Source organism: Micromonospora sp. 15K316, from assembly GCF_004348525.1.
Lineage (GTDB): Bacteria > Actinomycetota > Actinomycetes > Mycobacteriales > Micromonosporaceae > Micromonospora.
The window spans coordinates 1-18,518 of record NZ_SMKG01000112.1; the positions used below are offsets into that span (position 1 = coordinate 1).

Genomic DNA, 18,518 nt, shown 5'->3' on the forward strand with positions numbered 1-18,518 from the left:
CCACCAGCACCCGGTCACGCATCGACGGTCACCCCGGTGCCGCCCAGCGGCGTCGTGGCCGGCGCGTCGAGGCGTACCGGCCGGCCGGTGCGGGCCGAGTCGGCCACCGCGAGGGCGAGGCGGTGGGTGGCGAGCGCCTCCGGGTACGGCACGCGCACGTCGTCGCCGATGCCGCGGACCGCGTCGACGAAGGCCCGGTCGACGGCCGTCCGGGCGGTCTCCGGGTCGGCGGGCAACCGGCGCTCCCCGTCGGCGTCGCAGACCAGCAGCCCCTCCTCGGTCAGGGTCACCGCCAGGCCGTCGGCGAGGATCTCCACCCCGGCGCGGTGCTTCCAGCCGAGCACGCAGGCGGCGCTGAGGGTGCCCACCGCGCCGCCGGCGAAGCGCAGGGTGGCAGCGGTCACCGAGTCGATGTCCGCCCCCTCGACCGGCGGCGGGGCGCCGTCGCCGTAGGCGGTCACCTCGGTGGCCTCGCCGACCAGCAGGCGGATCAGGTCCAGCACGTGGGCGGCCTGCTCCACCACCGGGCCGCCGGAGCGGTCCCGCCGGCTCCACCACTCGACCGGGGGCACCTTGTCCCACCAGGCGCCGGAGACCATCCGGACGGTACGGCCGGCGAGCAGCTCCCGTGCCTGCTGCACCGCCGGCAGGTAGCGCCAGTGGTGGCCGACCGCGGTGAGCAGCCCACGCCGGGCGACCAGGTCGGCGATCCGCTCGGCGGTGAGCAGGTCCACGGCGACCGGTTTCTCCACGAACATCGGCACCCCGGCGGCGACGACGGCCTCCTCGGCCGGGCCGTGGGCGAACGGCGGCACGCAGACGTACACGGCATCCGGCCCGGCCGCGAGCAGGGCCTCGACGTCGGGGAAGGTCCGGCTGCCGTGCAGACCGGCGAGCGCGGCGGCCGCGGCGGGCCGCACGTCGGTCACGCCGAGCAACTCCGTGTCGTCGAATCCGGCCAGCACCCGGGCGTGCCGCTGCGCCACCCCACCGGCCCCGACCAATCCCACCCGGCATCTGCCCATCGGTCCCGCCTCTCCACCCGGCCCCGCACGTCGTGCGGCAAGCACTCCCCGCGCGGCCGTCCGGTCAAACGTCCGCCCCGCGTGCTCCCCGGCAGGAACGGCACGATCCAGGTGTTAGGCATGATTGGTTAGCGCGAGGGTGGCAGTGGGAAAAACGAGGTTCGTTCTCGGCCACGATCTGGGGGGTGCCCGTGCGGCAGACTGATTCGAGCGTGTCACCCGTGGTGGAGGCCTGGGCCACGTACCGCACCACCTCGGCGGCCGACTGGAACGCGCGGCGACTGCTCCGGGCCAAGGGCGAGAGCCGGGTGAGCGTGGTGCTGCCCGCCCGCAACGAGGAGGCGACCGTCGGCGCGATCGTGTCGACGATCCGTGAGCACCTGATGGACCGGGTCGCCCTGGTCGACGAGCTCATCGTGGTGGACTCGCGCTCCACCGACCGCACCGCGCAGGTGGCCCGGGCCGCGGGCGCGGAGGTGGTCAGCCAGGACGCGATGACCAGCGGGCTGCCCCGACTCGCCGGCAAGGGTGACGCGCTCTGGGCCGGTCTCGCCGCCGCCGAGGGTGACGTGGTGGCCTTCGTCGACGCCGACCTGCGGGAGTTCCGCCCGCACTTCGTGACCGGGCTGGTCGGGCCGCTGCTCACCGATCCGTCGGTCGACTTCGTCAAGGGCTTCTACCACCGCCCGCTGGTCGGTACGACGAGCGTGGAGCCCGACGGCGGCGGCCGGGTGACGGAGCTGATGGCCCGGCCGCTGCTGAACCTCTTCTGGCCCGAGCTGGCGGGCTTCGTGCAGCCCCTCGCCGGTGAGTACGCCGGCCGGCGCGACGTGCTGGCCCAGGTGCCCTTCGTCTCCGGGTACGGGGTGGAGACGGCGATGCTCATCGACCTGCTGGAGCTGGTGGGGCTCGACGCGCTGGCCCAGGTCGACCTCGGCGAACGCAAGCACCGGCACCAGGACACGGCGGCGCTGGGCCGGATGTCCGCCCAGATCCTGTTGACCGTCTGGTCCCGCCTGCAGCGGCGCGGCTGGGCGGCCCCGGGAGTCGACCCGACCCCGCTGCTCACCCAGTTCCGCCGGGGCGGCTCGGAGGGGCTGCCGAACCTGGAGCGGGAGATCGTGGTCAGCGACGTCTCCGTCGAGGAGCGGCCACCCCTGGCGGAGCTGCGGGGCGGGATGCCGGGCCGACGGGTGGCGGCGGCGTGAACGCCGGGCCAGTTCGTCGCGACCGTCGTACGGTGACCGGCGGCGTGCGCGCCACACCGACCGGCGACTCCCCCCGGCCGAGGGGCGGGACCCGATGAGCCTCACCGTCCTCATGAACGCCGGTCCGTGGCTCTCCGTCCCGCCGCCCGGTTACGGCGGCATCGAGAACGTGATCGCGACCCTGGTGCCGGAGCTGCGCCGCCTCGGCGTCCGGGTGGTGCTCGCCTCGGTGGGCGAGAGCACCCTGCCCGTCGACGAGCTGGTGTCGGTCTTTCCCGACGGGCAGTTCGGCGCCCTGCAACGGCCGTACAACCAGGTGTGCGGTATCGCCCAGGCGCACCTGGCCGGGGTGGTCCGCCAGCTGCACGCCCGCGACGACATCGACCTGGTGCACGACCATGTCGAGGCGGTGGGGCTGGCCACCCTGACGGCGATGGGCCCGGAGGCGCCTCCGGTGTTGCACACCCTGCACTGGGACCTGGCCAAGCATCCCGCCCTCTACGGCAACCTCGACGGTGGGGATCGGGTCCGGGTCAACGGGGTCTCCGCGTCGCAGCTGGCCCGCGCGCCGCGCGCGCTGCGGCAGCACTCGGTGGGGCACGTACACCTCTCCAGCCCGCTCGCGGTCGGGGCGGAGCGCCGGTCCCGGCCGGAGAAGGGCGCGCACGTGGTGGTGCTCGGCCGGATCAATCCGGGCAAGGGGCAGGACCTGGCCGCGCGGCTGGCCCGGCAGGTGGGCTTCCCGCTGGTGCTGGCCGGGCCGGTCGGGCCGTACCACCGGCCGGCGGATCTCGCCGCCGCCGGTGAGGCGGCCCGGCAGAACCCGGACGTGCGCTACTTCCACGACGAGGTGGCGCCGTACGTGGACGGGGAGCTGGTCCGGTGGGTCGGCACGGTCGCCGGGCACGAGCGCGACGACCTGCTCGCCACGGCCCGTGCCGCGCTCTTCCCGCTGCGCTGGGAGGAGCCGGGCGGGACCGCCGTGGTCGAGGCGCTGGCGCTCGGCACCCCCGTGGTCGCCACCACCCGGGGCTGTCTCCCGGAGCTCGTCGAGCACGGCCGCACCGGCCTGCTCGCCACCGACGAGGAGGAGCTGGGCGAGCTGGTGCTGGCCGCCGGCGAGCTGCTCGACCCGGACGAGTGCCGCCGGGAGGCGGCGGCCCGGTTCACCCCGGCGGTGATGGCCGAGAAGTACCTCGCCCTCTACGAGCAGGTCCGCCGGCTGACCCCGAGCGTCGACCTGCAGCCGGCCTGACCCGCGCCGGCGCCGACCCCTGCCCGATCGCTGGAGCGGAGCCGGTCCGGGCGGGCGCGCGGACCGGCCGCCCGGTTTGGCCGGCCGGTTCGCGGGTAGCCGCGCCTGGCCGAGCGGCGGTGGAGGGAGGAGCGTCGGTGTTCGGACCGATGGCGCACTCCCGAGCCCGGCCCAACCCGGCCGACGGCAAGGCGCCGGTGCGCCGGGCCGCCGCTGTGGTGGCGGTCCTCTTCGTCGTCATCGGGGTGCTCGGCTTCGTACCCGGTGTCACCAACCCCGTCGACGATCTGCGCCTCGCCGGGCACCACTCGGGGGCCGCGCTCTTCGACACGTTCCAGGTGTCGGTGCTGCACAACCTCGTCCACCTCGGCTTCGGGGTGGCCGGGCTGGTGCTGTCGCGGACGGTCACCCGGGCCCGGACGTACCTCGTGGGCGGTGGCGCCGTCTACCTCGTGCTGTGGCTCTACGGCGTGGTGATGGACGCCGACAGCGGGGCGAACTTCCTGCCGCTCAACGGCGCCGACAACTGGCTGCACCTGGGCCTCGGGCTGGGCATGATCGGGCTCGGCCTGGTGACGGCGCGGCGACCGGGGTGACCTCGGCCGACGGTTTGCGCGATTCGCGCCGAGGGTAGTTCCTGAGTCCCACCGATGAGACGCGAGAGGGTTGGGGCCAGATGTCGAGCCGGATCACATGCGAGGTGTCGGACGGGTCGCCGGTCACCATCGTCCGGCTCGCCGGGACCCTCGACCTGGCGACGATGCGATCGGTGTACCGGCGGCTGACCGCCTGCCTGACCGCCCAGCCCGACGCCCTCGTGGTCGACCTGGGCGCGGTGGTCGTACGGGACCGCCTGGCGCTCGCCGTCTTCGCCGCGACGTTCCGCCGCGCCGAGGAGTGGCCGGCCGTCCCGGTCGTGCTCTGTGCCCCGCCGCCGAGCGCCGCGCGCTGGCTGGCCGCGACCACCGCGTGCCGGGTGGTGCCGGTGCGGCGGGACTGCGCGGAGGCGACCCGGGTGGCCAGAACGGCCGCCGCGCCCCGGCTGCGGGCCCGGCTCGAACCCGTCTCCGGAGCGTGCCGGCGGGCCCGGGAGCTGGTCGTCGACGCGTGTGCCCGGTGGCAGCTCCCGGAGGTCGCCGGACCGGCTTCGGTGGTGCTCAGCGAGCTGGTCGCCAACGTGGTCCGGCACGCCGGCACCCCGATGCAGGTCACGCTGACGCTGCGCCGGCCGTACCTGCACATCGCGGTCGTTGACGGCAGCCGGCGGGCCGTGCGGGCCCGCGTTCCGGACGTACGGTCGGAGGGTGGCCGGGGCCTGCTGCTCGTCCGTGAGCTGGCGAAACGCTGGGGCACCGTGCCGGCCGGGAACGGCAAGGCGGTCTGGGCGATGGTGCCGGTGACCTGACGCAACCTCTCCCCCCGACGCCGCGAATCGACCCGATTTACCCCTTCGGCCTGGTTTCATAGGGCAGGGGTGGGGCAGTCACGCCCGTCCTCTCACGCGACGACGGGGTGAAGCAGCCATGCCCAAGCGGGTCACGACGGAGCCAGGCCGGGACAGAGGACCGGCGGTCCTCGCGCCGGCGGAGTTCGGCGGCTATCCCGGCCCGCTGCGCACGCCGATCCCGGGAAACTCCCTGATCCGGTTCCTGGCGACCACCGACCACAAGCAGATCGGCATCCTCTACCTGCTCACCTCGTTCGGATTCTTCGTCGCTGCCGGGCTCGAGGCGATGGTGATGAGGGCCGAGCTGGCCCGGCCCGGCCTGCAGTTCCTCTCGTCTGAGCAATACAACCAGCTCTTCACCTCGCACGGCGCGGTGATGCTGCTGCTCTTCGCTACCCCGGCGGCGTTCGGTTTCGGGAATTTCATCGTGCCCATCCAGATCGGCGCGCCGGACGTCGCCTTCCCCCGCCTCAATGCCCTGGCCTACTGGCTGTATCTGTTCGGCGGTCTGATGGTCATCGGCGGTTTCGCCGTGCCCGGCGGCTCGGCCGACTTCGGGTGGACGGCGTACACCCCCCTCAGCGACGTCGAGCACTCCCCCGGCGTGGGCGCCAACATGTGGGTGATCGGCCTGGTGATATCGGGTCTGGGCACCATCCTCGGCGCGGTCAACCTGATCACCACGATCCTGACCCTGCGCGCCCCGGGCATGACGATGTTCCGGATGCCGATCTTCACCTGGAACATGCTCTTCACGAGCGTGCTGGTGATTCTGGTCTTCCCGCTCCTCGCCGCGGCGCTGTTCGCCCTCGCGGCCGACCGGCTGGTGAACGCGCACGTGTTCGACGCGGCGACCGGCGGGCCGATGCTCTGGCAGCACCTGTTCTGGTTCTTCGGCCATCCCGAGGTCTACATCATCGCGTTGCCGTTCTTCGGCATCATCACCGAGATCATTCCGGTCTTCTCCCGGAAACCGATCTTCGGTTATCTGGGTCTGGTGCTCGCCACCATCGCGATCACCGTGCTGTCGATGACCGTCTGGGCGCACCACATGTTCGCCACCGGCCAGGTGCTGCTGCCGTTCTTCAGCATCCTGAGCTACCTCATCGCCGTCCCGACCGGAGTCAAGTTCTTCAACTGGATCGGCACCATGTGGAAGGGGCAGCTCACCTTCGAGACGCCGATGCTCTTCGCGATCGGCTTCCTGGTGACCTTCCTGCTCGGCGGCCTCACCGGGGTGCTGCTGGCGAGCCCGCCGGTGGACTTCCACACCCACGACACCTACTTCGTGGTCGCCCACTTCCACTACGTCGTCTTCGGAACGGTAGTGTTCGCGCTCTTCGGCGGCTACTACTTCTGGTGGCCGAAGATGACCGGACGGTTGCTCGACGAGCGGCTCGGCAAAGCGCACTTCTGGACGATGTTCCTGGGCTTCCACGGGACCTTCCTGGTCCACCACTGGCTCGGCAGCGAGGGAATGCCCCGCCGGTACGCCGACTACCTGCCGACGGACGGGTTCACCTTCCTCAACACCTTCTCGACGATCTCCGCCTTCGTCCTCGGCTTCTCCACGCTCTTCTTCATCTACAACGCCTGGAAGTCGTGGCGATACGGCGCCAAGGTGACGGTGGACGATCCCTGGGGCTTCGGCAACTCGCTGGAGTGGGCCACGACGTGCCCCCCGCCGCTGCGCAACTTCGACCGGATGCCGCGGATCCGCTCCGAGCGGCCCGCGTTCGACGCCAAGTACGGCCCGCTCGTCTCCGACCTCGGCCGGGACCTGCCGCAGCGCACCACCCGGCCGCCCCAGGGATTCCGGGAAGAGATCCGGCACGTCACGCAGGTGCCCGAGTCGCCCGCCGCCGAAGGCGCGCACGGAACGCGCGAGGTCAACGAGTACATGCCGGCGCCGCAGTCCGGCGCCCGCCCGGTGGAGGTGCCGGACCCCGAGCAGGTTCGCCGGCCGAGCTTCGAGGAGACCGACGAGCCGGACGAGAACCCGCTGGGCGCGCAGCGGGCGCCACAGGAGAACGACGAGTGGCGCCACCCGCGCAGCCCCGGCGACCAGCCGGACCGGTGACGAGCACCCGAGCCGACACCAGGGGCTCTCCTCGACGCCGGACGTCGAGGAGAGCCCCCGTGCGATTGGTGCCGCGGCCGGACCGGCCGCTCAGTCGCGGGCCGGTGGCAGGCCGGCGGCGGTGAGCGAGCGGCGCACCGCGGGCTGCACCCGGGTCAGCCGGAGCGGGACACCGGTACGGGCGGCGGCCTCCCGGCCGGCCACCAGCGCGGCGATCCCACCGGCATCCACCCCGCCCGCGCCGACCAGGTCGACGACGACCTCGCTCGGCTGGCCGGTGACCGCCTCCATCATCGCCCGGCGCAGCTGGTCCGCTCCGTCCCGGTCGACGTCGCCGCCGACCTCGACCACCACCCGGTCGCCGTTCTGCCACACGGAGATGCGCGGCTTTGTCGACTCGGTCTCGGCCGTGCCGTTCTGCCACGGCGGCGGGGTGTCGGCGAGCATCGCCTGACGCAGCCAGGTCAACGCCCGGGACAGCAGCCGGGAGACGTGCATCTGGGAGATGCCGAACCGGGCCGCGATCTCCGCCTGGGTCTGGTTGCCGTAGAAGCGCATCGCCAGGATCCGCCGTTCCCGCCAGGGCAGGCGGTGCAGCAGTCCGCTGACCGTGACCCGGTCGTCGACCGATTCCAGCGCGTTGTCGGACTCGCCGACCAGGTCACCGAACTCGGCCGAGCTCTCCCCGCCCACGGGCGCGTTGAGCGAGGCGGGGCTGTAGCCGGCCGCCGACTCCAACGCGGCGAGGATCTCCTCCTCCGGCGTCTCCAGCCGTTCGGCCAGTTCGGCGACGGACGGGGCCCGGGACAGCTCGCTGGTCAGCGCCGCGGTGGCCTGCCCGACCTCGAGGATCAGGTCGCGCAGCCGGCGGGGTACGTGCACGCCCCAGGTCCGGTCCCGGAAGTGCCGCTTGATCTCGCCGACGATGGTGATCGCCGCGTACGCGGTGAAGGAGCCCCGTTCCGGGTCGTACCGGTCGACGGCGTTCACCAGCCCCAACCGGGCCACCTGCTCCAGATCCTCCAGCGGTTCCCCCCGACCCCGGTACCGGCGGGCGAGCCGGCCCGCGAACGGCAGGGCGAACCGTACGAGGTCGTCGCGAGCCTCCTGCCGCCGTTCGGGCGGTAGCCCCTCGATCCGCGCCGCGTAGGCCAGTGCGGCCGCGTCGAGGTCCTCCAGGCCCCGCTCGGTCGGTGGTGGCGTGCTTGTGGTGGTCTGTCCGAACATCCGCGCCTCCCTCAGGAAGGTCCCCCGCCCGGATCGGGAAAACCGGTCGTGCGCGTGGTCGGACCACGCACCGGGCCGGAAGTTGGGTTACGTGACTGGGACGCCAGCGGGCGACGACATCAGGCCGCGCAAGGTGATCAGTCCGTCGCAGCCAGCGATGTTCCCGCTCCGTAGGTACTCAATCACGGGATCCCGGGTTCGCGAGGATGTTTCGCTGGGCTTGCCTCAAGAGACGAGCAACCCCTGGTGGGTGCCGCTGTCGCGGAACACCGCCAACGTCTCCGCCACGGTCAACGGGGGCGGCGCGGGCAGGTCGTACGGTTGTGCGCGCAGCACCTCGGTGGCCCGGCGGGTGGGCACGGAGGTGACCGGGTAGCCCCGCGCGGAGGCCCGGTCCAGGGCCCGGCGCCGCCGCCCGAAGCCGGCCACGGCGAGCCACTGGGGCAGCCCGGCCAGGGCGGGCGAGCGGACACCGGGCGGCTCGGGCAGCACGTCCACGGAGTTGTAGGGCTCGCTGCCGGCGAGCCACCACTCGGCCCCCTCCACGCTGCGCCGCGTCGCGTTCTCGCACCAGTACGGCACCAGCCCCGCCCGGACGACCTGCCACGGGTCGAGCAGCCGTCCGCACTCCACCACCAGCCGGTCGCCGGTCTTGCCCGCCGCGCGCAGCCACCGCCGGTAGAGGTCCGCCACCACCGCGCTGAGCCCCTCGGGGCGGGGGACGAGCACCCGGTGCAGGGTCCGTTCGGCACGCCCGGCCCAGTCCCGGGCGCTCAGTTCGAAACCGGACTCCACGCCGTGCTCGGCGTACCCCGACGGGGAGGACACCTCCGGCGATTCCCAGCGGGTGGCGTCGCCACCGGCCGAGCGGAGCACCTGACGCAGGGCGTGGCTGTCCGGGTGGAAGTCGACGGGGTCGAGCCCGCTGCCCGGGCAGCCGACCTGGAAGGTGTGCCCCTGCCCCGCCTCCACCACCGGCCACGTCCGCGCGTCACGCAGCAGCAGCACCGGCGCGCCCGGGGCCAGCCGGTCGGCCAGGAACCGCCGGTACGCCGCCGGCAGCGTCCGCCAGCGGGCGGCGAGCAGGACCGTCGCTCCCGCCAGCGCGCCCCGGCTCGCCGGGCAGTGCACCTGGCGTACGTGCAGGTCGTCGTTGCCGGCGAGCAGCCGTGCGACGAGCCCGGCCCCGTGCTCCAGCGCGGCCCCGGGACGGTCCACCGCGCCCTGCGCCCAGTGCACGGTCATCTCGAATCCGGCGGGCAGCCAGGGCACCCCGAGGGCGACCGCCAGGTGCGCCGCCGCGCCGTGCGGCGAGCCGAGCACGATCCCCGGGTAGGTGCGGCGGGGGTACTGGTCGACGAACCAGCGCGCGACCCGCTCCGCGTCGACGTCGGCGAGCTGCGCGGGGGTGAGCGCGACCCGGCCGGCGGCCCGGGTGATCGCGGCGCGACGGACCGGATCGGGGGTTCCCGGGAACCGGGACACCGGGCCCTGATGTCCCAGGTCGGCGCAGTCCGTGCCGCGCAGGGCGCGGGCCGTGGCGGCGACCAGGACGCGGGCCGCGCTGCCGGTGTTGACGACCCGGTCGCCGGCCAGACCGGCGTCCGCCGCCACGAGCCCCTCGTGCACCTTGTGCACCGGCCCCACCTTGCCTCGTTCGCTCACCACGCGGCCCGGCTTCCCGTCCCGATGCGGTTCAAACGGGCCCTCCTCCACCTGCCGGGTCCAATCCGCTGATCGGGGGCAGTTCACCGATACCGGCCGGTTGGCGGTGTCCCGTCCGTCTCGGGAGGGCTGTCCGGGCCGTACGCGATCGCCCGGCAACCGGCGACCCGGTCCGTTTCCGCGTCGCCCGTGCCGGCGCCCCGGGCGACGCGGCAGACAGCGTTGATCATGAAGTTGTTGCGCTCCACCCCGGCGTGTCGAGGCAACAACTTCATGATCAACGCGGCTGTGCGACGGTCCTACGGACAGCTAGACGATGTCGTCGGCGGCTACCGAGAGCTGGCGGTCGACCTGCTCCCGGACGCGGCTCGCGGCGTCACCGTCGGCGAAGAGCCCCCGCAGGTCGGCCAGCGCCGGTTCGGGGGGCGCGAGCGGCACGGCGGCGTCGACGACCGCCTCCACGACGCAGGGGCGGTCGACGGCCAACGCCTCGTCCCAGGCGGCCCCGACCAGCTCCGGCCGGTCCACCCGGACGCCGTGCAGGCCGAGCAACCGCGCCCAGCCGGCATAGGGCACGTCGGGGCGGCGCCGGGCAGGGTCACCAACCGGTTCCCGGCCGGTGGCGAGCCCGGACTGGTCCCGGTTGTTGAGCACCAGCACCACCAGTCGCGGATCCTGCCAGCGCGTCCAGTGGTGCGCCACGGTGATCAGCTCGGCCAGCCCGTTGAGCTGCATGGCGCCGTCGCCCAGCAGGGCGACCACCGGCTGGTCCGGTGCGGCGAGCTTGGCGGCCACCGCGTACGGCAGCGCGCAGCCCAGCGCGCCGAGCGTGCCGCAGAGCTGCGCGTTCACCCCCGGCGGCAGCTCCAGGTGGCGGGCGTACCAGTAGATGACCGTCCCGACGTCCACCGCGACCGCTCCGGTGCGCGGCAGCCGGGACGAGAGCTCCTGGAGCACCAGCTGCGGGTTGACCGGCTCGGCCGCGGCGGCGGCCCGGTCGACCAGCTCGCGCCGCCACCGGTCCACCGAGTTCTCCACCGTGGCCCGCCACTGCGGGCTGGGCCGGTCCGGCACCCGCGCCAGCAGCGCCCGCAGGGTCTCGGCGGCGTCGCCGACCAGCGGGACGTCCACCGGGTACCGGCTGCCGACGCGCCGGCCGTCGATGTCGATCTGCACCGTCCGCACCTGCCCGGGCATCGGCAGGTACCCGGTCCACGGCTCGTTCGTCCCCACCAGCAGCAACGTGTCGCAGCCGCCCATCAGCTCGGCGGCGGCCCGGGTGCCGGCCTCGCCGAGCACACCTGTGTGGTACGGCAGCCGCTCGTCGACGACCGGCTTGCCCAGCAACGAACAGGCCACCCCGGCGCCGAGCCGGTCGGCGAGCGCCACGACCTCGTCCACCGCGTCCCGGGCGCCCTGCCCGACCAGGATCGCCACCCGCCGGCCGCTGCCGAGCAGCTGCGCCGCGGCGGCCAGGTCCGCGTCGTGCGGCAGCACCCGGGCCAGCGGCTCACCGGGGGTCGCGGTGATCACACCGGCGGCGTACGTCTGCGGGTCGGGCACGGCCGCCTCCTGCACCTCCCGGGGCAGGACGACGCAGACCGGGCTGCGGGTGGCCGCGGCGGTGCGGAACGCCTGATCGAGCAGGGCCGGTACGTGGCCGGGACCGCGCGCGTAGCGGACGAACTGGTTGCACACGTCGGCGAAGAGGCGGGTCAGTCCGATCTCCTGGTGTGCCCCGCCCAGCGGGCCGGCGACGTCCTCGCCGACGATCGCCACCACCGGTTTGCTGTCCAGCTTGGCGTCGTAGAGGCCGTTGAGCAGCTGCACGGCACTGGGCCCCTGGGTGGCGAGGCAGACCCCGATCCCGCCGGTGAACTTCGCGTGCCCGGTCGCCATGAAGGAGGCGGCCTCCTCGTGCCGCGCCGGCACGAACGCCGGGTCGCCGCCGGCCCGCTCCAGCGCCGCGACGAGCGGGGCGAGGGCCGCGCCCGGCTGGCCGAAGACACGCGGGACCCGCCAGGCGCGCAGCCGGTCGACCACCAGGTCGGCGGCGGTGCGGTCAGCCATCGCCCCGTCCCGGCGTGCTCGCGTCCGCGTACCGCAGGACCGCGCCCACGCCGTCGGTCAGCTCCGGCGCCTCGTCCGGGCCGAGCACGGTCAGCTCGGCGCCGGTGCCGACGAGCGCGCGGACCAGGGCCGCGTCGGCGCGTACCCGCTGCGGGTCGTCGACGCGCATGGCATTCAGCTCTCCCCGGTCGACGGCGATCTCGGTCGGTTCCGGGCCGATCCAGAGCTCGCCGTTGGCGGACGGGTCGTCCACGATCAGCATGTTGTCGACCTGGTTGCGTTGCAGCGCGGCGACCACGGCGTCCAGCCCCGCGCCGACGTCCTCCTGCATGCCGAACCGGTCCAGCGCCAGGGTGATCCGTTGGTCGGCCACCTCGGCGATGGTCTGCACGGTGAGGTCGTCCAGGAGCGTCTGGTCGGCGCCGCCGGCCCGGGAGCCGGCGTCGGTCCGGACGACCACATCCTGCCAGCGAGTCGGCATCTGCGCGGCGATCATGCCGGTGGCCCGGACGTCCCCGGCGACCACCACCACGTCCGCGCCGACCTTCTCGGCCAGCTCGACCGTCGCGGCCGTCACGTCGCCGGCGTTGTGGTGCCACGCCTCCATGGCCGCCCGCTGGTAGCGCGACTGCGACCAGCCACCCGGCTGCACCCGGCGCAGCTGGAAGTCCTCGCGCCCGACGATGTGCGCCCGGCGGGGCACTCCCCCGGCGCTGACCGCCACGGCGTCCGCGCCGGTCCGGTCGGCCAGCACCCGCACCCAGGCCACCTGCTCGCCGCGCTGGGCGAGCAGCGGCATCACGTGCGGCAGCGGCGCGTACGCGGCGAGATCGCGCAGCGGCGGCGCGGAGAGGTACTCGGTGAGCACCACCCGCCCGCGAGTGGCGAAGACGGCCAGGCCGTAGTCCCCCGCGACCGGGTCGTGTCCCCGGATCACTCGGTCCAGCGCGGCGACCGTCGGCTCGTCCGCGCCCTGGTCGACCAGTTGGCCCTGCAGTGCCCGCCAGCGCAGGTCGAGCGCCGGGTGGGCGTCGTGCGTGTCGGCCGACGCGTCCAGGTACACCGAGCACCACGGCCCGGGTCGGTCGTAGAGCGGGCGCAGGAAGGACAGCTGCATGCTCGACCCCTTTCCAGCTCGGCCCTGCGCATACCCGTGCCGCCCGGAATGTCACCTGGCCGGACATGAGTGCGTGACCAGGTTTCATTCACGCCGTTCAACCCCTCATCCGGATACCATCAGTGAACGGATCAGGACTCTCGGTGGTGGTCATGGACAGCGGACTCGATACCCGGCGGATCGCCCATCCGACGCAACGGATCTTCACCGGCCGAGTGGTCCGGTTCCTGGAGGGATACACACGCGAGATCGCGGTCGGCAAGCCGGTCCTGGTCGCCGTCCTGGCCGCGGCCGGCGTCGGCGCGCTGCTGATGCTGGTGGTGCGCGCGATCCTGCCGGGCAGCGGCGGCGCGGCCCGGCGGCGCTGGAAGGACCTGACGAAGGGCCCCGAATACCTGGTCACGCCGGTGCGGCTGCGCGACGGCGCCGGCGTGCTCTACGAGGTCGAGCTGCACGGGCACCTGGCGCAGAGCGCCGTGCACCCCGCCGACCACGTGCAGTTGACCCTGCGCCCGCAGCGCGACCCGGACCTGCCACCGCGGATCGAGCGGATCGTCAACCTCACCACCGGGCAGCTGCTCACCCCGCGCACCGCGACCCTCTGGTCGCATCTGGGTCCACCGCTGCTGCTCCAGGCCACGCTGGGGATCCTGCTGGTGCTCGGCATCGCCGCCTGGTCGGCGCTGACCTGACACCGGCGTCCCCGGGGGGCGACCGGAGGTTTCCGCCGGCGCCCCGGCCGGGTACCCCGGCCGCCATGTTTCCCGGCTTCTCCCTGGAGCACGTCGACGTCGGCCCGGTGCGGCTGCGGGTGCGCCACGGCGGTTCCGGCCCCCCGGTCGTGCTGCTGCACGGGCACCCCCGCACCCACGCGACCTGGCACCGGGTGGCGCCGCTGCTCGCCGAGCGGCACACCGTCATCTGCCCCGACCTGCGCGGCTACGGCGGCTCGACCGCGCCACCGGACACCGCCGACCACTCCTCGTACGCCAAACGGGCGATGGCCGCCGACGTGGTGGCGCTGCTCGACGCGCTGGGCCACGAGCGCGCCGCGGTGATCGGCCACGACCGGGGCTGCTACGTCGCGATGCGTACCGCGCTGGACCACCCGGACCGGGTCAGCCGGCTCGGGGTGCTCGACGGGGTGCCGATCGGCGAGGCGTTGGCCCGGGCCGACGCCCGGTTCGCCGCCCGCTGGTGGCACTGGTTCTTCCTCGGCCAGCTCGACAAGCCCGCCGAACGGATCATCAACGCCGACCCAGACGCCTGGTACGGCGGCTCACCGGAGCGGATGGGGGCGCAGGCGTACGCCGACTACCGGCGCGCGATCCACGACCCGGCCACGGTGCACGCGATGTGCGAGGACTACCGGGCCGGTCTCGGGCCGGACCGAGCCGCCGACGAGGCGGATCGTGCCGCCGGACGCCGGATCGGGTGCCCGGTGCTCTTCGTCTGGAGCGAGCGGGACGACCTGGTCGAGCTCCACGGCGACCCGGCGGCGATCTGGCGGCGCTGGGCCGACGACCTGCGGGTCGCCTCGGTGGACTCCGGTCACCACATGGCCGAGGAGGCTCCGGAGCAGTTGGTCGGCGTGCTGGCCGACTTCCTCGCCTTGTGAGGCGTTCCCGCCGGATTCAGCGCACCGCGGCGGGCTGCGGGGGTGCCACGGCCTCCGTGCTGCCGAGCATCCCCCGGCGGTGGGCCCAGCGCTCGTAGACGAGGGTCGCGAACGGCGGCACCGCGCAGGCCAGCGCCACCGCCGTGGCCAGCAGGCTCCACCGGTGGCGCCGGGCCACGAGCAGGACCAGCAGCAGGTACACGACGAAGAGCCCGCCGTGGATCGGCCCGAAGATCTTCACGCCCAGCTCGTTGCCGGGCGGGCCGTACTTCACGGCCATCCCGATCAGCAGACCGAGCCAGGAACAGGCCTCGGCGATCGCCGCACCGACGAACAGCTTGGTCACCCTGTCGCGCATCCCCACCGCCACCACCTCTCGGCCGGCCATGCTAACCGCGGTCGCCGGTGAAGCCGGGCACGACCGGCCGGACGCGACGGGAATCACCCGGAACGCGGACGGGTAGAGGGAAGGTTCCACGTGCTCTTCCCCCTTCCCGCGCCGGCGTGGGAGGTTAGGAGGACCAGCGGTGACTCGGGTGGTGACCATGGGCGAAGACGTCGGCACACGCACCTTCAGCCGGGACGACCGGGCGCGCTACCGGGACAAGGTCCGCCGGTGCCTGGACGTCTTCGCGGAGATGCTGCGCGAGTCCCGCTTCGATGTGGACCGCCCGATGACCGGGTTGGAGATCGAACTCAACCTCATCGACGGCGAGTTCCAGCCCACGATGCGCAACGCCGAGGTGCTGGCCGCCATCGCCGACCCGAGCTTCCAGACCGAGCTGGGCCAGTTCAACCTGGAGATCAACGTCGCGCCGCGCCGGTTGACCGGCACCGGGACGGCGCAGTTCGAGGAGCACGTCCGGGCCAGCCTCAACGCCGCCGAGGAGAAGGCCCGCCCGCTCGGCGCGCACATGGTGATGATCGGCATCCTGCCGACCCTGCTCCCGGCGCACCTGAACGCCCGGACGCTCTCCGCCAACCCCCGCTACGAGCTGCTGAACGAGCAGATCTTCGCCGCGCGCGGCGAGGACCTGCGGATCGCCATCAACGGGGTGGAGCGGCTGGCGGTCACCGCCGACACGATCACTCCGGAGGCGGCCTGCACCAGCACCCAGTTCCACCTCCAGGTGAGCCCCGCGCAGTTCGCCGACTACTGGAACGCCGCGCAGGCGATCGCCGGGGTGCAGGTGGCGGTGGGCGCGAACTCGCCGCTGCTGTTCGGCCGGGAGTTGTGGCGGGAGACCCGCATCCCGCTGTTCCAGCAGGCGACCGACACCCGCCCGGAGGAGATCAAGGCGCAGGGCGTACGTCCCCGCGTGTGGTTCGGCGAGCGCTGGATCACCAGCGTCTTCGACCTGTTCGAGGAGAACGTCCGCTACTTCCCGGCGCTGTTGCCGGTCTGCGACCCGGAGGACCCGGCGGAGACCCTCGCGGCGGGCGGGGTGCCGAGACTCGCCGAACTGCGCCTGCACAACGGGACGGTCTACCGCTGGAACCGCCCGGTCTACGACGTGCTGCGGGGCCGGCCGCACCTGCGGGTGGAGAACCGGGTGCTGCCCGCCGGGCCGACCGTGGTGGACACCATCGCCAACGGCGCCTTCTACTTTGGCCTGGTCCGCGCGCTGGCCGAGTCGGACCGGCCGCTGTGGTCGCAGATGTCGTTCAGCGCGGCCGAGGAGAACTTCACCAACTGCGCCCGGCACGGGATCGACGCGCAGGTCTACTGGCCGGGCCTGGGCTACCTTCCGGTGACCGAGCTGGTGCTGCGCCGCCTCCTGCCGCTGGCCCATCACGGGCTGGACCGCTGGGGGTTGGACCCGCGGGAGCGGGACCGGCTGCTCGGCATCATCGAGCAGCGCTGCCTGACCGGGCGCAACGGCGCCAGCTGGCAGGTCGGCACGTTGCACCGGCTGGAGTCCGCCGACCACCTGGACCGTTCGGCGGCGCTGCGCGAGGTGGTACGCCACTACGTCGACCTGATGCACGGCAACCGGCCGGTGCACGAGTGGCCGCTGCCCTGAGCGCCGGCTCAGAGACAGCCCCTCACTCCCAGGGCGACGGGTCGTCGCGCAGCCGGCTGTAGAGGTAGCCGTCGCGCCACTGCCCGGCCCGGAACTCGCAGGCGCGGACCACCCCCTCCAGCCGGAAGCCCGCCTTCTCCAGCGACCGCTGTTCGGGCAGGTTCTCCGGATGGGTGCCGGCCTGGATGCGCTGCACGGGGGTGTGCGCGAAGAGGTAGTCGCAGAGCAGGGCCTGCGCCCGCCAGCCGACGCCCCGCCCGCGCCACTGCGGCAGCAGGGCGATGCCGATCTCCCAGTAGCCGGCCTGCGGCGCGTACTGGCCGGCCCGGTAGCTGACGAAACCGGCGGCGACCGCGTCCGGGCCGGCCTCGACGACGAGCCGGCCGTCCTCCGTGCCGAGCCAGCCGTCCACCGCGAAGCGGCGCACCGGCGCGCCCGGGTCGCGGAAGCCGCCCCAGTCCAGGCCGATCAGGCCGGGCTCGGTGCAGAACCGCCGGAACATGGCGAGGTCGGGTTCGGCCACCGGGCGCAGCCGCACGCCGACGCCGTCGGTCTCGTGAGCGATGCCGGGCACGGACACCGGCGGATAGCCGCCCTCCACACCGGACACGTTAACGTTCCGAGCGGCGGCCCGTCGTCCCGTGCCGCGCGTGCGCGTCCTCGCGGTCGATGCGCAGCTCACGCTCCAGTTCGGTGATGACGGCGCGCAGATCGTCCAGCCGCTGGGTGAGCGCGATCCGGTCCACCTCGTCGGGCACACCGTCGCCGTCCTCGTCGTACCCGGGCGCCAACCGCTCGGTCATCTCCAGGCGGCGCGCCTCCTCCATCGAGTTGACGATGACCGCGATCAGGATGTTGAGCAGCAGGTTCACCGTGATGATCACGTAGCTGACGTAGTAGAGCAGAGTCCACGGCGAGACGGACATGCCCTGCTCCATCAGGTCGGGCAGCGTCTCCAGGGAGAGCAGCACGAAGAGCGTCAGCAGTGACCGTCCGATGTCGCCGTACTGCTCCGGGTACGTGTCGCCGAAGATCAGCCAGCCGGCCATGCCGTAGACGTAGAGGGTCACCATGGCCAGCGCGAGGAAACCGGCGACGCCGGGAAGGCTGCGCAGCAGCGCCGCCACGATCGTCCGCAGGCCCGGGGAGAACCGGACCAGCCGCAGCACCCGGGCCACCCGCAACACGCGCAGCAGCGGGGACTCGCCGTGCAGGCCGGGAATGAAGATCGCCAGGGTGACCAGGAAGTCGAAGATGTTCCAACCGTGCCGGAAGAAGTCCTGCGGACGTCGTCCGTAGGCGAGCACCCGGATGACGATCTCGGTGACGAACGCGGCCCGGAACGCCAGCTCCAGCCAGCGCAGGACGGGCCCGGCCGCCCCCAGGTGCGGGAACGTCTCGATGCCGAGGACGACCCCGTTGGCCACGATGAGGACGATGATCGCGATCTCGAACGGCCGGGACCGGACGGCACGGGCGCATCGCTGGGACAACCGCGTGACGGTCGACGGCGGCACGACGGCAGCCCGCCGCGGGCGGGGCGGGTGGCTGCGACTCACCGTCGAACGGGCCCCGCCGTCAGCACCTCATGATCGGGCGTCCGGGTCGCGACGGGCATGCCGACACCCTATCGAGCCCGCGGGCCGGCAGGCGCTCCCGCCGCCGCTCCCGCCGCCACCTGAGTTGATCATGAAGTTGTCGCCTCGACACGCCGGGATCGAGGGCAACAACTTCATGATCAACCCTCTGCCCGCCGGAGGCGGGCGCGGGGCGGGGCGGGGC

General features: G+C 73.4%; 16 protein-coding genes. 8 read left to right on the forward strand and 8 right to left on the reverse strand.

What is annotated here, in order from left to right:
- Nucleotides 1-14 precede the first annotated feature (14 nt).
- Nucleotides 15-1,025 carry a Gfo/Idh/MocA family protein gene (locus E1211_RS20230; RefSeq protein ID WP_132350573.1) on the reverse strand — a complete coding sequence of 337 codons (1,011 nt, stop codon included), beginning with the start codon at nucleotides 1,023-1,025 and terminating at the stop codon, nucleotides 15-17.
- Between the two features lie 224 nt (nucleotides 1,026-1,249).
- Between E1211_RS20230 and E1211_RS20235 the strand changes: the two genes are divergently transcribed.
- From E1211_RS20235 to ctaD, 5 genes are all read left to right on the forward strand, one after another.
- Nucleotides 1,250-2,233 carry a glucosyl-3-phosphoglycerate synthase gene (locus E1211_RS20235; RefSeq protein WP_243709616.1) on the forward strand — a complete coding sequence of 328 codons (984 nt, stop codon included), beginning with the start codon at nucleotides 1,250-1,252 and terminating at the stop codon, nucleotides 2,231-2,233.
- A 94-nt stretch (nucleotides 2,234-2,327) separates the two neighbouring features.
- Entirely contained in the window at nucleotides 2,328-3,488 is a 1,161-nt protein-coding gene (locus E1211_RS20240; protein WP_132350574.1) for a glycosyltransferase, read from the forward strand.
- Nucleotides 3,489-3,637: 149 nt separating this feature from the next.
- Nucleotides 3,638-4,084 (forward strand): DUF4383 domain-containing protein, encoded by a 447-nt coding sequence (locus tag E1211_RS20245; RefSeq protein WP_132350585.1) that lies wholly within the window; start codon nucleotides 3,638-3,640, stop codon nucleotides 4,082-4,084.
- Between the two features lie 80 nt (nucleotides 4,085-4,164).
- Entirely contained in the window at nucleotides 4,165-4,893 is a 729-nt protein-coding gene (locus E1211_RS20250) for an ATP-binding protein (RefSeq protein ID WP_132350575.1), read from the forward strand.
- A 118-nt stretch (nucleotides 4,894-5,011) separates the two neighbouring features.
- Complete coding sequence (gene ctaD / locus E1211_RS20255; RefSeq protein WP_132350576.1) at nucleotides 5,012-7,015, forward strand: cytochrome c oxidase subunit I; 2,004 nt, start codon at nucleotides 5,012-5,014, stop codon at nucleotides 7,013-7,015.
- Between the two features lie 90 nt (nucleotides 7,016-7,105).
- On the opposite strand, the gene E1211_RS20260 is transcribed toward ctaD, so the two are convergent.
- The 4 genes from E1211_RS20260 to E1211_RS20275 form a co-directional block, all read right to left on the reverse strand.
- Entirely contained in the window at nucleotides 7,106-8,242 is a 1,137-nt protein-coding gene (locus E1211_RS20260) for a SigB/SigF/SigG family RNA polymerase sigma factor (protein ID WP_132350577.1), read from the reverse strand.
- 225 nt (nucleotides 8,243-8,467) lie between these two features.
- Nucleotides 8,468-9,880, reverse strand: coding sequence for a hypothetical protein (locus E1211_RS20265; RefSeq protein ID WP_132350578.1), 1,413 nt, complete (start codon nucleotides 9,878-9,880; stop codon nucleotides 8,468-8,470).
- Nucleotides 9,881-10,216: 336 nt separating this feature from the next.
- Nucleotides 10,217-11,977, reverse strand: a complete 1,761-nt coding sequence (locus E1211_RS20270) for a thiamine pyrophosphate-binding protein (protein WP_132350579.1) — start codon at nucleotides 11,975-11,977, stop codon at nucleotides 10,217-10,219.
- Complete coding sequence (locus tag E1211_RS20275) at nucleotides 11,970-13,094, reverse strand: Vms1/Ankzf1 family peptidyl-tRNA hydrolase (protein WP_132350580.1); 1,125 nt, start codon at nucleotides 13,092-13,094, stop codon at nucleotides 11,970-11,972. Before E1211_RS20275 ends, E1211_RS20270 begins: the two co-directional genes overlap by 8 nt.
- A 143-nt stretch (nucleotides 13,095-13,237) precedes the next feature.
- On the opposite strand from E1211_RS20275, the gene E1211_RS20280 reads away from it, so the two are divergent.
- Complete coding sequence (locus E1211_RS20280) at nucleotides 13,238-13,786, forward strand: hypothetical protein (protein WP_207915447.1); 549 nt, start codon at nucleotides 13,238-13,240, stop codon at nucleotides 13,784-13,786.
- Between the two features lie 65 nt (nucleotides 13,787-13,851).
- Entirely contained in the window at nucleotides 13,852-14,712 is an 861-nt protein-coding gene (locus E1211_RS20285) for an alpha/beta fold hydrolase (RefSeq protein WP_132350582.1), read from the forward strand.
- A 16-nt stretch (nucleotides 14,713-14,728) separates the two neighbouring features.
- Here E1211_RS20285 and E1211_RS20290 read toward each other — a convergent pair whose 3' ends face one another.
- Nucleotides 14,729-15,100 (reverse strand): DUF3817 domain-containing protein, encoded by a 372-nt coding sequence (locus tag E1211_RS20290; RefSeq protein ID WP_243709613.1) that lies wholly within the window; start codon nucleotides 15,098-15,100, stop codon nucleotides 14,729-14,731.
- A 157-nt stretch (nucleotides 15,101-15,257) separates the two neighbouring features.
- Between E1211_RS20290 and E1211_RS20295 the strand changes: the two genes are divergently transcribed.
- Nucleotides 15,258-16,736, forward strand: coding sequence for a glutamate--cysteine ligase (locus E1211_RS20295; RefSeq protein ID WP_132350587.1), 1,479 nt, complete (start codon nucleotides 15,258-15,260; stop codon nucleotides 16,734-16,736).
- A 22-nt stretch (nucleotides 16,737-16,758) separates the two neighbouring features.
- On the opposite strand, the gene E1211_RS20300 is transcribed toward E1211_RS20295, so the two are convergent.
- Together E1211_RS20300 and E1211_RS20305 are read right to left on the reverse strand one after the other, a co-directional pair.
- Nucleotides 16,759-17,346, reverse strand: coding sequence for a GNAT family N-acetyltransferase (locus E1211_RS20300; RefSeq protein ID WP_243709614.1), 588 nt, complete (start codon nucleotides 17,344-17,346; stop codon nucleotides 16,759-16,761).
- 1 nt (nucleotide 17,347) lies between these two features.
- Entirely contained in the window at nucleotides 17,348-18,229 is an 882-nt protein-coding gene (locus tag E1211_RS20305; protein WP_243709615.1) for an ion transporter, read from the reverse strand.
- Nucleotides 18,230-18,518 lie beyond the last annotated feature (289 nt).

What these genes read in the sequence shown, in the direction of transcription:
- E1211_RS20260 (WP_132350577.1), bottom strand. Translation starts at nt 8,242, where the DNA reads ATGTTCGGACAGACCACCACAAGCACGCCACCACCGACCGAGCGGGGC.
- E1211_RS20285 (WP_132350582.1), top strand. Translation starts at nt 13,852, where the DNA reads ATGTTTCCCGGCTTCTCCCTGGAGCACGTCGACGTCGGCCCGGTGCGG.
- E1211_RS20250 (WP_132350575.1), top strand. Translation starts at nt 4,165, where the DNA reads ATGTCGAGCCGGATCACATGCGAGGTGTCGGACGGGTCGCCGGTCACC.
- E1211_RS20295 (WP_132350587.1), top strand. Translation starts at nt 15,258, where the DNA reads ATGGGCGAAGACGTCGGCACACGCACCTTCAGCCGGGACGACCGGGCG.
- E1211_RS20230 (WP_132350573.1), bottom strand. Translation starts at nt 1,025, where the DNA reads ATGGGCAGATGCCGGGTGGGATTGGTCGGGGCCGGTGGGGTGGCGCAG.
- E1211_RS20240 (WP_132350574.1), top strand. Translation starts at nt 2,328, where the DNA reads ATGAGCCTCACCGTCCTCATGAACGCCGGTCCGTGGCTCTCCGTCCCG.
- E1211_RS20270 (WP_132350579.1), bottom strand. Translation starts at nt 11,977, where the DNA reads ATGGCTGACCGCACCGCCGCCGACCTGGTGGTCGACCGGCTGCGCGCC.
- E1211_RS20245 (WP_132350585.1), top strand. Translation starts at nt 3,638, where the DNA reads ATGGCGCACTCCCGAGCCCGGCCCAACCCGGCCGACGGCAAGGCGCCG.
- ctaD (WP_132350576.1), top strand. Translation starts at nt 5,012, where the DNA reads ATGCCCAAGCGGGTCACGACGGAGCCAGGCCGGGACAGAGGACCGGCG.
- E1211_RS20275 (WP_132350580.1), bottom strand. Translation starts at nt 13,094, where the DNA reads ATGCAGCTGTCCTTCCTGCGCCCGCTCTACGACCGACCCGGGCCGTGG.
- E1211_RS20290 (WP_243709613.1), bottom strand. Translation starts at nt 15,100, where the DNA reads ATGGCCGGCCGAGAGGTGGTGGCGGTGGGGATGCGCGACAGGGTGACC.